14 protein-coding genes and 1 pseudogene are annotated in these 13,989 nt (G+C 36.8%); 12 read left to right on the forward strand and 3 right to left on the reverse strand.

Annotated elements, in window-relative coordinates; translation table 11 throughout:
* Positions 1-263 precede the first annotated feature (263 nt).
* A complete protein-coding gene (gene gltX / locus EXS92_RS00150) occupies positions 264-1,655 on the forward strand; it encodes a glutamate--tRNA ligase (protein WP_165515056.1) in 1,392 nt (463 codons plus the stop codon).
* A 163-nt stretch (positions 1,656-1,818) separates the two neighbouring features.
* On the opposite strand, the gene EXS92_RS00155 is transcribed toward gltX, so the two are convergent.
* From EXS92_RS00155 to modA, 3 genes are read right to left on the reverse strand one after another with little or no spacing between them, the layout of a single operon-like run.
* A complete protein-coding gene (locus EXS92_RS00155) occupies positions 1,819-2,616 on the reverse strand; it encodes an ATP-binding cassette domain-containing protein (protein ID WP_165515058.1) in 798 nt (265 codons plus the stop codon).
* The gene (gene modB, locus EXS92_RS00160) at positions 2,613-3,287 is read right to left on the reverse strand and encodes a molybdate ABC transporter permease subunit (protein WP_000349460.1); all 675 of its coding nucleotides are present in this window, start codon (positions 3,285-3,287) and stop codon (positions 2,613-2,615) included. Before modB ends, EXS92_RS00155 begins: the two co-directional genes overlap by 4 nt.
* A 21-nt stretch (positions 3,288-3,308) precedes the next feature.
* Positions 3,309-4,049, reverse strand: coding sequence for a molybdate ABC transporter substrate-binding protein (modA, locus tag EXS92_RS00165; RefSeq protein ID WP_165515060.1), 741 nt, complete (start codon positions 4,047-4,049; stop codon positions 3,309-3,311).
* Between the two features lie 18 nt (positions 4,050-4,067).
* On the opposite strand from modA, the pseudogene EXS92_RS07910 reads away from it, so the two are divergent.
* The 11 genes and pseudogenes from EXS92_RS07910 (at position 4,068) to EXS92_RS07920 (ending at position 13,966) form a co-directional block, all read left to right on the forward strand.
* Positions 4,068-4,224: pseudogene (locus EXS92_RS07910) on the forward strand (orotate phosphoribosyltransferase).
* 43 nt (positions 4,225-4,267) lie between these two features.
* Positions 4,268-4,828: an outer membrane beta-barrel protein gene (locus EXS92_RS00170; protein WP_000595776.1), complete on the forward strand. Its 561-nt coding sequence runs from the start codon at positions 4,268-4,270 to the stop codon at positions 4,826-4,828.
* The gene (locus EXS92_RS07915; protein WP_231625184.1) at positions 4,812-4,994 is read left to right on the forward strand and encodes a hypothetical protein; all 183 of its coding nucleotides are present in this window, start codon (positions 4,812-4,814) and stop codon (positions 4,992-4,994) included. Before EXS92_RS00170 ends, EXS92_RS07915 begins: the two co-directional genes overlap by 17 nt.
* Positions 4,995-5,146: 152 nt before the next feature.
* Positions 5,147-6,397, forward strand: a complete 1,251-nt coding sequence (locus tag EXS92_RS00175; RefSeq protein WP_108327171.1) for a cation:proton antiporter — start codon at positions 5,147-5,149, stop codon at positions 6,395-6,397.
* Positions 6,398-6,494: 97 nt separating this feature from the next.
* Positions 6,495-8,231, forward strand: a complete 1,737-nt coding sequence (locus EXS92_RS00180; protein ID WP_165515066.1) for a M3 family oligoendopeptidase — start codon at positions 6,495-6,497, stop codon at positions 8,229-8,231.
* Positions 8,216-8,704, forward strand: coding sequence for a hypothetical protein (locus tag EXS92_RS00185; protein WP_165515068.1), 489 nt, complete (start codon positions 8,216-8,218; stop codon positions 8,702-8,704). Before EXS92_RS00180 ends, EXS92_RS00185 begins: the two co-directional genes overlap by 16 nt.
* A gap of 11 nt (positions 8,705-8,715) precedes the next feature.
* On the forward strand, positions 8,716-10,203 hold the full coding sequence (locus tag EXS92_RS00190) for a DUF5644 domain-containing protein (protein ID WP_165515070.1): 1,488 nt from the start codon (positions 8,716-8,718) through the stop codon (positions 10,201-10,203).
* A gap of 1 nt (position 10,204) precedes the next feature.
* Entirely contained in the window at positions 10,205-10,519 is a 315-nt protein-coding gene (locus EXS92_RS00195) for a hypothetical protein (protein ID WP_001861281.1), read from the forward strand.
* Positions 10,520-10,528: 9 nt separating this feature from the next.
* Positions 10,529-11,284, forward strand: a complete 756-nt coding sequence (locus EXS92_RS00200) for a TerB family tellurite resistance protein (protein ID WP_165515073.1) — start codon at positions 10,529-10,531, stop codon at positions 11,282-11,284.
* Between the two features lie 37 nt (positions 11,285-11,321).
* A complete protein-coding gene (locus EXS92_RS00205) occupies positions 11,322-13,217 on the forward strand; it encodes a motility associated factor glycosyltransferase family protein (protein ID WP_165515075.1) in 1,896 nt (631 codons plus the stop codon).
* A 47-nt stretch (positions 13,218-13,264) separates the two neighbouring features.
* The gene (locus EXS92_RS07920; protein WP_242673967.1) at positions 13,265-13,966 is read left to right on the forward strand and encodes a type I restriction endonuclease; all 702 of its coding nucleotides are present in this window, start codon (positions 13,265-13,267) and stop codon (positions 13,964-13,966) included.
* Positions 13,967-13,989 lie beyond the last annotated feature (23 nt).

Consider the following 13,989-nt stretch of genomic DNA (forward strand, 5'->3'; position numbering starts at 1 on the left):
CTTGATTCAAAAAGGGGTTATTATGCTCAACGGCATGACTGATGGAATATTCAAACCCCACGCTCGCATACGCCCCATTTTCTTCAGCGATACAAAAAGATAAAAATAAAGACAAAGATAAAAAAGAAAATAAGGTTTTTTGCATGGGTTGATCCTAATCAAAAATAATCTCAATCATACACTAATTTTAATAGAAAAAAGTGAAACCATTTTTAAGCCATTTTTGAATACAATAAGAGTATTTTATTTTTAAGGTTAGAATAATGAGTTTGATCGTTACGCGCTTCGCTCCATCGCCCACTGGCTATCTCCACATAGGAGGCTTAAGAACAGCCATTTTCAATTATCTTTTTGCACGAGCCAATCAAGGAAAATTTTTTTTACGCATTGAAGACACGGATTTGAGCCGTAACTCTATAGAAGCGGCTAACGCCATTATAGAGGCTTTCAAATGGGTAGGGCTAGAATACGATGGAGAAATCCTCTACCAATCCAAACGCTTTGGAATTTATAAGGAATATATCCAAAAACTCTTAGATGAAGACAAAGCCTATTACTGCTACATGAGTAAAGATGAGTTGGACGCTTTGAGAGAAGAACAAAAGGCCAGGAAAGAAAACCCACGCTATGACAATCGTTATCGTGACTTTAAAGGCACGCCCCCTAAAGGCATAGAGCCTGTGGTAAGGATTAAAGTCCCACAAAATGAAATCATTGTTTTTAATGACGGGGTTAAAGGCGAAGTGAAAGTGAATACTAACGAATTAGACGATTTTATTATCGCCAGGAGCGATGGAACGCCCACTTATAACTTTGTGGTTATTATTGATGACGCTTTAATGGGGATTACTGATGTGATTAGAGGCGATGATCACCTTTCTAACACCCCTAAACAAATCGTTCTCTATAAGGCTTTAAATTTTAAAATCCCTAATTTTTTCCATGTGCCGATGATTTTGAATGAAGAAGGGCAAAAATTAAGCAAACGCCATGGGGCCACTAATGTGATGGACTATCAAGAAATGGGCTATCTTAAGGAAGCGTTAGTGAATTTTTTAGCGCGTTTGGGGTGGAGCTATCACGATAAAGAGGTTTTTAGCATGCAAGAATTACTGGAATGGTTTGACCCTAAAGATTTAAATTCTTCGCCCAGTTGCTTTAGCTGGCACAAGCTTAATTGGCTCAACGCTCATTATTTAAAAAACCAAAGCACGCAAGAATTGTTAGAACTTTTAAAGCCTTTTAGTTTTAGCGATCTTTCTCATTTAAACCCCGCTCAATTGGATCGCTTGTTGGACGCTCTCAAAGAGAGATCTCAAACTTTAAAAGAATTAGCGCTTAAAATAGATGAGGTTTTAATCGCTCCTGTGGAGTATGAAGAAAAGGTTTTTAAAAAGATCAATCAAGCGCTCGTTATGCCTTTGTTAGAAAAGTTTAAGCTGGAATTAAATGAAGTCAATTTCAACGATGAAAGTGCACTAGAAAACGCCATGCACAAAATCATTGAAGAAGAAAAGATTAAAGCGGGTAGTTTTATGCAGCCTTTAAGATTGGCCCTTTTGGGTAAGGGGGGCGGGATAGGCCTTAAAGAAGCGCTTTTTATTTTAGGCAAAACAGAGAGCGTCAAAAGAATAGAAGAATTTTTGAAAAACTAAAAGATTGGCTCTGTTTTCATTGGGTATTAGTCATAAAAGAGTTTGATTTTAGCGGTTGTTATGAGAGCGACTCCCTAAAACTTTAGCGTTGTTTCTAATACTAAAATGGGTGCATAAAGTTTAAAAATAAGAGGGTTTTAAGAGAAAAATGAAAAAAATATTTCTAAAATTTTTTGCCTTGATTGAAATCAAGCTTAAAAGTTGGGTTCAGACAATCTTTGGGCAAACTAATCGTTTGAGGAATAACCTCATAATGGCAATAATTTTCATCTTCAAAGAGAGGTTTTATCAATAAGCGGTTTGAAAAAAGCCGATTTTCTTGATTAGAATCAATAACGCCATTGTTTAAAAAGAGGGAAGTTTGCGCGAGTTTGGTGATTTCATTGGGGTTATGGCTTACCAATAACACGCTTAAATTTTCACGCTTGATAAAATCAAGCAAACCTTGTTGCACTTCGTTTTTTAAGGCGTTATCTAGGGCGTTTAAAGGCTCATCTAAAAGCAATAAATTCTTGGCTGCGATCAAAGCTCTTGCTAAAGCGACTCGTTGGGCTTGCCCGCCAGAGAGTTGAAGAATTTTTTGCTGGCTTAGATTTTCTAAACGCATCAAGCGTAACACTTCGTGGATTTTATTTGTATTTTTAGGGTGAGCAAAGGCGATGTTTTGATACACGTTTAAATGAGGGAATAGGGCGTAATCTTGAAACACAAAGCCGATTTTTCGTTGTTGTGGTTTTAAAAAAATCTTTTTTTGAGTGTCTAACCATACTGAATGATTGACTTCAATGTAGCCGCTATCCACCGCTTCAAGCCCCGCTAAAATGCGTAAAATCGTGCTTTTACCCGCTCCCGATTCTCCTAATAAAGCCACAACTTCTGCTTCTTTAATTTCTAAGTCTATATTCAAATCAAACGCGCCCCTAGATCCTAAAAGGCGTTTTTTAAATCGCGCTTTTATCATAAAAACGAGCTTTGTTTTTTATTCAAAAATAGGGTAACAAATAAGAGGCTAAAACTGATAAGCGTGAGCGTTAAGGCGTATTGATGGGCTTTAGAATAATTGAGCGCTTCAGCTTCGTTAAAGATCGCAATGCTAGCCACTCTTGTTTCTCCTAATATATCACCCCCAAGCATCATCACCACGCCAAATTCGCCTATAGTGTGCGTAAAAGTTGTAATGATAGCCATCAACACACTGGGTTTGATGTTGGGGAGTAGGACAAAAAAAAGGGTGTAATATTCCCCCTTACCCAAGCTATAACTGGCTTCTTTTAAAGAAGTTGGCAAGGAAATTAATGCGCTTTTAATAGGGCTTACCATAAAGGGTAAGGAAAAAATCACGCTCCCTAAAATAAGCCCTTGGAAACTAAAAACAAGTTTCACATTTAATACATCTTGTAAAAACGCTCCCAAAAAAGAAGAAGGCGAAAAGATTAAAAGGAGATAAAACCCTAGCACGCTTGGGGGTAAAACTAAAGGCATATACACAAGCGTTTCTGTTAAGCTCGTTAAAAGATTGCGTTTAAGGCTTAAAAAATAGCCTAAAAAAATCCCTATAGGGAGTAAAATAAGGGTGGTAATCAAAGCTAAAGAAAAGCTCAAACGCATGGTAATCAAAAACTCATGATCCATTGTTCGCCTTTTTTATGCGTTTCAATCCACAATATAGCCGTATTCTTTAAAGATAGCTCTAGCTTTAGGGCTGAATAAAAAATCTTTAAAAACTTTGGCTAAAGGGTTATTAGCCCCATTTTTAGTGATGATTAAGGCTTGTTCAATAGGGTTATAAAGGGCTTTATCAATGATGAAATAAGAGAGGTTTTTATCTTTTTTATCCATCAAGGATAACGCTCCAAAGCCTATTTGAGCGTTTTTAGTAGCGATGAATTGATGGGCTTGAGAAATAGAAGCGCCATAAATGATTTTAGATTTAAGACTGGAAGCGAGTTTTAAATTGTCTAATACTTCCATGCTGGCTTTTCCATAAGGGGCTAGTTTAGGATTAGCCATAGCGATATATTTAATTTTAGGGTCTTTAAGAATTTCTAAAGAATGTATTTTTAGATTTTCGCTCCATAAAACCAACACGCCTTTAGCATAGACTTCTTCTTTAAAAGGGGTTATTTTTTCATCATAAAGCTTTTTGGGTCTAATCATATCCGCTGAAATGAATAAATCAAAAGGGGCGTTTTGAGCGATTTGAGCGTAGAGTTTGCCTGAAGAATTAAAGCTAATCTTAACAGCATCTTTGGGGTGTTCTTTTTGAAATTCTTTAACAAGGGCTTTTAAAACGCGTGTGAGATTAGTAGCAGCAGCGATTTTTAAATCCTGTGCCAACAGAGCGCTTGAAAAAAATACGATTAAAAAGGCAAACGCTTTGAAAGTATTTTTCATAGAACTCCCTTTGATTAAATGATTGAAGTTGGTGATTATACCTATTTGTATCTTAAAAATTTGTATTTTAAAAGTTTGAGGTGGTTTTGTAGGTGTATCCCACTTATGATTTAATCAACATTTTCACCCTAAAACCCTCATCTTTGATAAAAAATTAAATCTTTTAGAAAAATAACCGATCTTAGGGTGTAACTTTAATTCAACAAGAAGGATTTATTATGATTAAAAGAATTGCTTGTATTTTAAGCTTGAGCGCGAGTTTAGCACTGGCTGGCGAAGTGAATGGGTTTTTCATGGGTGCGGGTTATCAGCAAGGTCGCTATGGCCCTTATAACAGCAATTACTCTGATTGGCGTCATGGCAATGATCTTTATGGTTTGAATTTCAAATTAGGTTTTGTAGGCTTTGCCAATAAATGGTTTGGGGCTAGGGTGTATGGCTTTTTAGATTGGTTTAACACTTCAGGGACTGAACACACCAAAACCAATTTGCTCACCTATGGTGGCGGTGGCGATTTGATTGTCAATCTCATTCCTTTGGATAAATTCGCTCTAGGTCTCATCGGTGGCGTTCAATTAGCCGGAAACACTTGGATGTTCCCTTATGATGTCAATCAAACGAGATTCCAGTTCTTATGGAATTTAGGCGGAAGAATGCGCGTTGGGGATCGCAGTGCGTTTGAAGCGGGCGTGAAATTCCCTATGGTTAATCAGGGCAGTAAAGATGTAGGGCTTATCCGCTACTATTCTTGGTATGTGGATTATGTCTTTACTTTCTAATTCATTCTTTCGTTCGCTCTTCTTCATCAAATTAAACCCTAGCCAACTCTTAAAAGGTTGGGGTTCAAAAATCTTTTTCATAAATAGAAAGTTTGCCTTGACGCGGTATAATCCTAGCGTTTCAATTTTTATTTTACTCAATAGGGTGTTTGGTGTTTGCGTTTGAAAGCGGGTTTAGTAAGATTTAAATAATAAATTACTTATATATATTTGATAGATATTATTTTATTTAATAGTGTTATTTAATAGATCAATTTATTAAGATAGTTTCGCTTTTATTTCTTTAGAACAAATTGATTCTACTGGGGAAAGGTTTTTATGGAAAACAGCACACTTTATATTGTTATTGCTGGCTTATGGCTTGCTGTAGGCTTTGGAATCTTTTTAAAGAAATTAGACATGCCGGTTATCATTGGTTACATTTGCACAGGAACGGTCTTAGCGGCTTTTTTTAAAATTAATGATTTTAATTTGTTGTCTGATATTGGTGAATTTGGTATCGTCTTTTTAATGTTTATGATAGGCATTGAGTTTAATTTTGACAAACTCAAATCCATCAAACAAGAAGTGCTGGTTTTTGGGCTTTTACAAGTGGTTTTATGCGCTTTAATCGCTTTTTTAGTGGGGTATTTTATTTTGGGTCTTTCACCCATTTTTTCCCTTGTTTTAGGCATGGGGCTTTCGCTCTCTTCAACCGCTATTGTGCTGAAATTCTTTGAAGATTCCAAACAGCTTAGCACGCCTATGGGAAAGAGCGCGGTGGGGATTTTGATTTTCCAAGATATTGCAGCCATTCCCATGCTTTTAATTTTGACTATTCTAGGCAGTAAAGATTCTAATGTTAATTTACTCATTCTTAAAACCTTTATTTCAGCAGGGATTATTTTAGTTCTTTTGTTATTGCCTGGAAAAAAAGGGGCTAATCTCATCTTAGAGCAAGCAAAAGACACGCGCCTGCCTGAAATTTTTATAGGCACGATCTTAGTGATTGTTTGTAGCGCGGCGGGGTTGAGCCATTTTTTTGGGTTTTCTATGTCTTTAGGGGCGTTCATTGTGGGCATGGCCATTTCTAAATCGCGCTATAAAATCAATGTCCAAGAAGAATTCGCGCAATTAAAGAACCTCTTTTTAGCCCTTTTTTTCATCACGATAGGGATGCAAATTAATGTGAGTTTCTTTATGGAGAAGTTCTTTGTTGTCATCTTTTTACTCATTTTAGTGATGAGTTTTAAGACGGCCATCATTTATGCGCTATTGCGTTTTTTTAGAGACGCTAAAACTGCCATAAAAACCGCTCTTTCTTTAGCGCAAATCGGGGAGTTTTCTTTCGTGATCTTTTTAAATTCAGGCTCGCACCAGCTCTTTAATTTGCAAGAAAAAAAAGGGATTCTTGGTTTTTTACACCAAAAGAATATCTTAAATATCGCTCAAAATGACATCCACCAGCTCCTTATTCTTATGGTGGTCTTTTCTATGTTAGCAACCCCTTTTATTTTAAAATACCTAGAATCTATCGCTCAATTTATTTTGCACCAAAAGAGCCAAGAAAATGAGCCGGCTAAAAAATAATGGCGCAAAAACCAAATGATAAGTTTGCTTGTATTGTCAGTGTTATGTTAAAATACAAGCGTATTTTAACTCCAAATTGATATAAAAAGAGGATTTCATGAAAGAGCAAGAATGGGATTTGAGTGCTTTATTTGAAAATAAAGAACGCGCAGAAGAATTTTTAAAAACCTTACAAACAGAAGCGCAAGAATTTGAGAGTGCTTATCAAAATAACCTTAAGAATTTAGACGCTACAAAATTTGCCAACACTCTTAAACATTACGAAAATTTGTTAGAAAAAATCTCTAGAGCGATGACTTACGCTCAATTACTCTTTGCTAAGAACACTAAAGAAGCGAAGTTTTATTCGCGATGCGAAATGGCTTGCGCAAACATCCAACAACACCTTTTATTCTTTGAAATTGAATTTAAGAATTTGGACGCCAAAAAACAACTTGCTTTCATTAAAAAATGCAAAGACCATGCTTTTTATCTAAACAACCTCATAGAAAAGAAAAAGCACACCTTAAATTTAGATGAAGAAAAGATCGCTCTAGCCCTTTCACCTGTGGGAGTGGGCGCGTTTAGCCGTCTTTTTGATGAGCATTTTTCTTCTTTAAAAATCCCTTTTGAAGAGCAAAATTTAAGCGAAGAAGAAATTTTAGCCCTCTTGCACAACTCCAAACGCAAGATCCGTAAAAAATCCCAAAAAGCTTTCAGCAAATCGTTAGAAAAATCCCGCCCTTTGCTCACTTACATTTTAAACATGGTGCGTAAAGACTTGCTTATTGAAACCAAGCTGAGAAAATACGACAAAAAAGAGAGTTTCCGCCACATTGACAACCAGATCTCGCAAGAGAGCGTGGATAGCATGATAGAGATTGTGAACGCTAATTTTTCTTTAGTGCATCGTTATTATCATCAAAAAGCGCAAATTTTAGGGCATAAACTCAAAGATTACGATCGCTACGCTCCTTTAAACGATGAAAGCATCACCATGACTTACTCTCAAGCTTTAGAAGAAGTGCTTAAAACCCTTAAAGCCTTTAGCCCTGAATTTCACAAAATCGCTTCTAAAGCGATCAAAGAGGGTTGGGTGGATTCACACCCTAAAGATTTTAAGCAAGGCGGGGCTTTTAGCCATGGTGCGGTGCCTAGCGCTCACCCTTATGTGTTGTTAAACTACACAGGAAACCGCCGAGACGCTTTCACTATCGCCCATGAATTTGGGCATATGATCCACCAAGAATTATCCAAAAAACAAGGCGTATTGAACATGGATACGCCCCTAACCACCGCAGAAACCGCTTCTGTCTTTTCTGAAATGTTGTTTTTTGAGCATTTGAAAAAGGGTTTAAAATCTGATGAACTCCTTTTCATGCTGGCCGGCAAGCTAGAAGATATTTTTTCTACCCTTTTTAGGCAAGTGGTGATGACTAATTTTGAAAGAAGAATCCATGAAATTGATGAAGAATTAGACACCAAAGATTTTGATCGAATCTGGTTTGAAGAAAATCAAAGAATGTTTGAAAAGAGCGTGAAACTCACTAAAAACTACCATTTGTGGTGGAGCTATATCCCCCATTTTATCCATTCGCCTTTTTATTGCTACGCTTATAGTTACGGGCAGCTTTTGACTTTAGCGCTTTATGGGCTTTATAAAAAAAGCGACGCTAAAGAATTTGTTAAAACTTACACGGAATTTTTGAGCTTAGGAGGGTCAAAAAGCCCTAAAGAATTAGTGTCCATGTTTGGCTTTGACATTGATAGCAAAGAATTTTGGGAAATTGGCATCCAAGAGGTGCGTCATTTGTTAGAAGAATTTGAAAGGTTGCTCGCATGCAAAGAGAATTAAGGCTTTTAAACAACAAGCATTGCATTGAATACTTGCAATTTCTGTCCAAAAACCATTTGAGTTTCAACCTTTTGTGCGAAAGAGATGCGATTGATTTTTCCCCCAAGCTCCCTAAAGAAATCCATGAAAAATTTGGCGCGTTAGTGCTGTTTGTTTTAGCCGGATACACCTTAGAAAGCTTGATGATTGATGCAAAAAGCGTGCAGTTTGAAGCTGGGTTTGGCCCTAACAATATTGGCAGCGTGGTTCAAGTAAAACTTCCTGGCATCATTCAAATCCTTATCAAAGAAAAAAATGAAAATATCGTTTTATTCAATCGTTGCGATTCGCTTGAATTGTTCCAAAAAGAAGAGTCGCTCATGCAAGAGCCAAAGAAAGACGAACGAGAGTCTAAAGAATGGTTGGATTCTAAAGAGGCTCTTTTTTCCAATTCCAAAAACCGCGCGATTTTAGAAAATCTACACAAAAGCTAAAGGACTGATGGATGAGCGTTTTGAAATTGCATGTAAAAGTCTTTCGTTTTGAAACCAATAAAGATTACAATCCAGCTTATGAGTCTTATTTTTTAGAATACCAAGAAGATCAATACCTTTTGGATCTTTTAAAACAACTCAAAGGCGTGAGCTATAGTGAAAATATCGCGCTTAAAATCAACCAAATTGCGGTGTTTGAAGACGCTAAAGTGAGCGATTTAGTGGCGTTTTTTTCTAAAGAATGGGTGCTAGATCCCCTATCCAAACGATACGCTTTAAAAGATTTAATGATTGATGAAAAGGCGGTTTTAAAAAACTATGAAGATTTTTTCAAACAAGTCCCCTACATCACTAAAGGCGAAAAAGAAGAATTAGAAAAATTTATTCAAATCAATTTTATCAACCCCCAAACGAACCCTAAATATCTGGGCGATGGCTTTTTCTTGTATGTTAAATGGCTGATGAAACGCTACCCCACAGAGCGGAATCGGTTATTAGAGATGATCTCTCAGCCTGAAAGCGGCGTGATGAATTTTTTAAGCGTGGCGCATTGCCTCTATAAAAACGATGATAATATTGACCATGAAATCTATGAATTGCAAGAAATCCTAACCAATTCCAAAATCAAGCCATGGAAAGATTTTTCTAAAAACCTTTTAAGCCTTTTTCAATACAACTCTAACCCCCCCAAAACGCCTAACCCCCCTAAAACTTGCGCGCTCTTTAACGCTTATGCGAAGCATTTAAACGCCCAAGCGCTTCTCAAAAGCGCTAAGCTCTATTTAGAAAGAATGGGGCAAAAAGTCATTGATCTGCCTTTTTGTTATGATGGGGGCTATTATGGGAAGATCATAAGCACGCATGATTTCCTCACGGCCTCTGCGTATAATCTATCTCTAGCTAAAGCCAATGGCGTTTCGCTCATTTTTTGCGAAGAAGATTCGTATTTGAATATTTTGCATGCTAAAGAAGTTTTAGACAACAACCCTGAAATCACCAACTCCGTCAATGAAAAATTAAAAAAATACCAGCTTGTTTATGAAAAAGGCGTTGAGGTCGTCTATCTTAATGAGTGGGTTAATGAATTTTTGGCATGGGAATTGAAAAGCCCTTTTGACGCGTTTTTAGGGGCTGAATTTTCTCGCATCAAACCAAGCGATCATTTTTTCAATAAAATCCATTTAAAAGCCCCCCATTTTTTAGAATCCTTTCAAAATTACGCCCCCCTTTTAGAAGTCAATGAAGCAAGCGGATTACTCCAGTGCGCGCATTTACGCTATTTGGGGATTGATTTGGGGGCGGATTTTTTAATCGCGCATTCTTTGGGGCTTTTTCACGCTTTTGAAAATTTAAGCTTAAAAGCTTCAAAGATTTATAAAAGAGATAATGACAACACCCCCACTTTGTTTTTACCTCAAATCGCGCTAATGGCTATGGGGGAAAAAAATAAGCAAGATTTAGGGCTTGATACGCATTATCATCAAGTTACTTTCATTTAAGATGAACGCTTTTTTAAAACTCGCGCTCGCTTCTTTGATGGGAGGGCTTTGGTATGCTTTCAATGGCGAAGGCTCTGAGATTGTCGCTATAGGGATTTTTGTGTTGATCTTGTTTGTTTTTTTCATCCGCCCTGTGAGTTTCCAAGACCCAGAAAAACGAGAAGAATACATAGAACGGCTTAAAAAAAACCATGAGAGGAAAATGATCTTACAAGACAAGCAAAAAGAAGAGCAAATGCGTCTTTATCAAGCCAAAAAAGAGCGAGAGAGCAGGCAAAAACAAGACCTCAAAGAACAAATGAAAAAATACTCATAAAGGAAAATCATGGAAATCATTTTATTAATTGTTGCGGCGGTTGTGTTGTTTTATTTTTACAACACTCTCAAAGAATATTTGAAAAACCCCCTAAACCCTAAAACCAAAACCGAAGAATACGACTTGAAAAATGACCCCTATTTGTTAGCGCAATCTAGCCCCCTAGACAAATTCAAGCAAACCCAAATAGGCGCGTATATGCGTCTTTTGAAATTTTTAGACATTCAAAAAAACGCTTTGGATAACGCTTTAAGAACGCTTTTTATCCATGAATTAGAGCAGCCCTTAAACAGCGAACAGCAAAATTTAGCCAAAGAGCTTCTCAATGAGCCTGTGGATCAAAAAGAAAATTTTGAATCCTTATGCCAAGAAATCGCCGACCACACGCATGGAGAATACACCAAACGCCTGAAATTAGTGGAATTTCTTATGTTATTAGCCTATGCTGATGGGATTTTGGATAGCAAAGAAAAAGAATTGTTTTTAGATGTTGGGGCGTTTTTACAGATAGACAATAAAGATTTTAACGAGCTTTATGATAATTTTGAACGCTTCAATGCAATAGAAATCCCTATGTCTTTAGAAGAAGCAAAAAATCTTTTTGAAATCCAAACTAATATAACCAAGCAAGATTTAGAGGAAAAAGCCCTAAATTTAAGCGCCCCCTACTACCACAAAATAAATGACAACAAACGCTACAGCGAACAAGATTTTATCTCTTTGAAAAAGATCGCCATCGCTTCCCAACTCTTAGAAAATGATTGAAAAGACTCCTAAGGGGTCTTGTGAAAAAGGCTATTGAATGCCCTTTTTAAAAGCCCTAGAATCTTTTGATGCGCCCTTTTTAGAAAAAGAAATTTCAAAGCGTTTTAGGGATAATTTAGTTTTTTTCAAATCTTATAATCCCCATCTGTTTAACGCTCTCAATACGCCTTTTAAAAATTATCAATTGCTTTTTGAAAAAAACCACTTCAATCTCTTATACACGCCCACAAACGCTTTAAGCTACCCTAAAAATCAAATGATAGAAATCGCTTTTAACATGGCTTCTAACCCCCTAAATAACCCCAGATGGTCATTAGACAATAACCACCTCTCTTTAAATTATTTAAAATCTCAAAACAACCCCAAACTCCCCCTAACCCTTAAAGCCACGCATGCGATCTTAAATTTTTTAAATAACCATCAAACGCCTTGCTCTTTAGAGAAATTCTTACCCCCAACCATGATTTATGGCGTTTTAGACGGCTTGTTTTTGGCCATTTTACAGGCTCAAAATTACCGCTTCCATTCGCTTTATTTGTTTGAAGAAAATTTAGATTTGTTTAAAATCAGCTGTTATTTTGTTCGTTATGAAGATTTGATTAAAAAAGGGGCTAAACTCTTTATTCAAGGGTTTTTTAACCCTAATGAATTAAAAATGGATTTTTTGAAACGCCCTATCACGCATTCTTTTTTAAAGCTAGAAATCATGCCCTATAAAAGCGCTTTTAATTCACGCATGCGAGAAAACATTCAAAGCTATTACAAACAAGCTTTAAGGGGTTGGGGGAGTTTTGAAGATGAATTACTGGGATTAAAAAACACGCTTAAAAACTTACCCCTATACCAAACTCTAAAGATTAAACCTAAAAAGATTAACGCCCCCATTTGCGTGGTGGGTAATGGGCCAAGCTTGGATTTATTGTTGGATTTTTTAAAAGAAAATGAAGATAATTTCATTATTTTTTCATGCGGAACCGCTTTAAAGCCTTTAAAAACGCATGGCGTTAAAGTGGATTTTCAAATAGAAGTGGAGCGCATAGACTATCTTAAAGAGGTTTTAGAAAAAGCCCCCCTAGAAGACACCCCCTTAATGGGGGCTAACATGCTCAATCCTAACGCTTTTAATTTAGCCAAAGAAGCGTTAATGTTTATGCGTGGGGGGAGCGCTTGCGCGTATATAAGCCCTTTAAGTATAGAATACGCAGCGCCTTTTGTGGGCAATGCCGGGGTGGCTTTAGCGGGTTTGATGAGCGATGAAATCTATTTGTGCGCTTTAGATTGTGCTTATATCAAAGGGTTTAAAAAGCACGCTAAAAATTCCTATTATGAAAATGAAAAAGAAATTGACACTTCATCTTTAATCAGCGTAGAGGGCAATTTTAAAGGTTATGAAACTTTTAGCGACTCGCTTTTTTTGCTCTCTAAAGAAAGGATTGAAGAAGCCCTTCATTATTACCAGCCTAAAAAAGTCTATAATTTAAGTTATGGGGCTAAAATCAAGCACGCTGTTAGCCTCAATCGCTCTCAAGTGAAATTGAAACAAATCAACAAACAAGAAGCTATCGCTCGCATTAAAAGCATGTTTAGCCCTAGAGATAACCATGCTAAAGATTTAAACAATTTACAAAAAAATCTTATGAGTTTTAAAGAAAGTTTTTTCACGCATTTAAACACGCCCTGTAAAACCAAGCAAGAAGTATTTGAATGGGTGGATAGCTTGAGTGGGTTTTGCCAAACAGCCAGCACTAAAACCCCCACCATAGGCATTTTATTTGAAGGGAGTGTCGCTCATATCTTACAAAGCGTCTTAATCGTTTCATTGCATCTTAAAGAAAATGAGCTGACGCATTTTATCAAATTCTCTCAAAACACCTTAAAACAATTCCTTAAAGAAGCTTGTTTGTTATTGCAAATGCAACTCAAACAACCATGATTTTTATTTTTACACTATAATAGCAACCTTAAATCAAAGGGGTGTTCATGCCATACAATGAAATCACAAGGGTTCAAGTCCCTGCCTTGATGTATTTAGCCAAGTTGGGCTATGATTTTATTCCTACTAATTCTAAAGAAAATAAGCCCAACCTAGACACCGCCACCAATATTTTAACCGATAGTTTCACTCAAGCCTTTAACCAACTAAACCCTAACCCCACTAAAAACGCAAAAGATTCGCTTGCTGAAATCAAAAAACGCTTGAATTACGATGATCTAGGCAAAAGCTTTTATGAATACTTGCTCAAAAGCGAGAATCAGATCATAGACTTTGATAACCCTAACAACAATCTTTATGAAATGATGGCTGAATTACCCTATAAATCCCTAAGAACTGATATAACCCTTTTTATCAACGGCTTGCCTTTGGTGAATATAGAAGTTAAGCAGCCTTACGCCGGACAAGGCATTAAAGAGGAAAAAGATCGCCATATCCAACGCTATGAAAACCCTGAAAACAAAGTTTTTTATAACCTCGCGCAAATCTGGCTTTTTAGCGATAACTTGCCCTATGATGGAAACAACCCCGATCAAGGTGCGTTTTATAGCGCTTCTTATTCGCCCATTTTCCAACGCTTTGTTGAAGCCAATAAGCTAGATATTACCCCCCCCCCCCCGAAAATCATCAAAATGATCAAAACCATCAAAACCATCGATCGCTTGAAGAAATTCAAAAACGCGTCTTAAACGAATTTAACCTTAAAGATACC

It is taken from the genome of Helicobacter pylori (assembly GCF_011175115.1).
GTDB lineage: Bacteria > Campylobacterota > Campylobacteria > Campylobacterales > Helicobacteraceae > Helicobacter > Helicobacter pylori_DF.

What these genes read in the sequence shown, in the direction of transcription:
- EXS92_RS07920 (WP_242673967.1), top strand. Translation starts at nt 13,265, where the DNA reads ATGCCATACAATGAAATCACAAGGGTTCAAGTCCCTGCCTTGATGTAT.
- modB (WP_000349460.1), bottom strand. Translation starts at nt 3,287, where the DNA reads ATGGATCATGAGTTTTTGATTACCATGCGTTTGAGCTTTTCTTTAGCT.
- EXS92_RS00190 (WP_165515070.1), top strand. Translation starts at nt 8,716, where the DNA reads ATGAGCGTTTTGAAATTGCATGTAAAAGTCTTTCGTTTTGAAACCAAT.
- EXS92_RS00185 (WP_165515068.1), top strand. Translation starts at nt 8,216, where the DNA reads ATGCAAAGAGAATTAAGGCTTTTAAACAACAAGCATTGCATTGAATAC.
- EXS92_RS00175 (WP_108327171.1), top strand. Translation starts at nt 5,147, where the DNA reads ATGGAAAACAGCACACTTTATATTGTTATTGCTGGCTTATGGCTTGCT.
- EXS92_RS00170 (WP_000595776.1), top strand. Translation starts at nt 4,268, where the DNA reads ATGATTAAAAGAATTGCTTGTATTTTAAGCTTGAGCGCGAGTTTAGCA.
- EXS92_RS00205 (WP_165515075.1), top strand. Translation starts at nt 11,322, where the DNA reads ATGCCCTTTTTAAAAGCCCTAGAATCTTTTGATGCGCCCTTTTTAGAA.
- EXS92_RS07915 (WP_231625184.1), top strand. Translation starts at nt 4,812, where the DNA reads ATGTCTTTACTTTCTAATTCATTCTTTCGTTCGCTCTTCTTCATCAAA.
- EXS92_RS00195 (WP_001861281.1), top strand. Translation starts at nt 10,205, where the DNA reads ATGAACGCTTTTTTAAAACTCGCGCTCGCTTCTTTGATGGGAGGGCTT.
- EXS92_RS00155 (WP_165515058.1), bottom strand. Translation starts at nt 2,616, where the DNA reads ATGATAAAAGCGCGATTTAAAAAACGCCTTTTAGGATCTAGGGGCGCG.
- EXS92_RS00180 (WP_165515066.1), top strand. Translation starts at nt 6,495, where the DNA reads ATGAAAGAGCAAGAATGGGATTTGAGTGCTTTATTTGAAAATAAAGAA.
- EXS92_RS00200 (WP_165515073.1), top strand. Translation starts at nt 10,529, where the DNA reads ATGGAAATCATTTTATTAATTGTTGCGGCGGTTGTGTTGTTTTATTTT.
- modA (WP_165515060.1), bottom strand. Translation starts at nt 4,049, where the DNA reads ATGAAAAATACTTTCAAAGCGTTTGCCTTTTTAATCGTATTTTTTTCA.
- gltX (WP_165515056.1), top strand. Translation starts at nt 264, where the DNA reads ATGAGTTTGATCGTTACGCGCTTCGCTCCATCGCCCACTGGCTATCTC.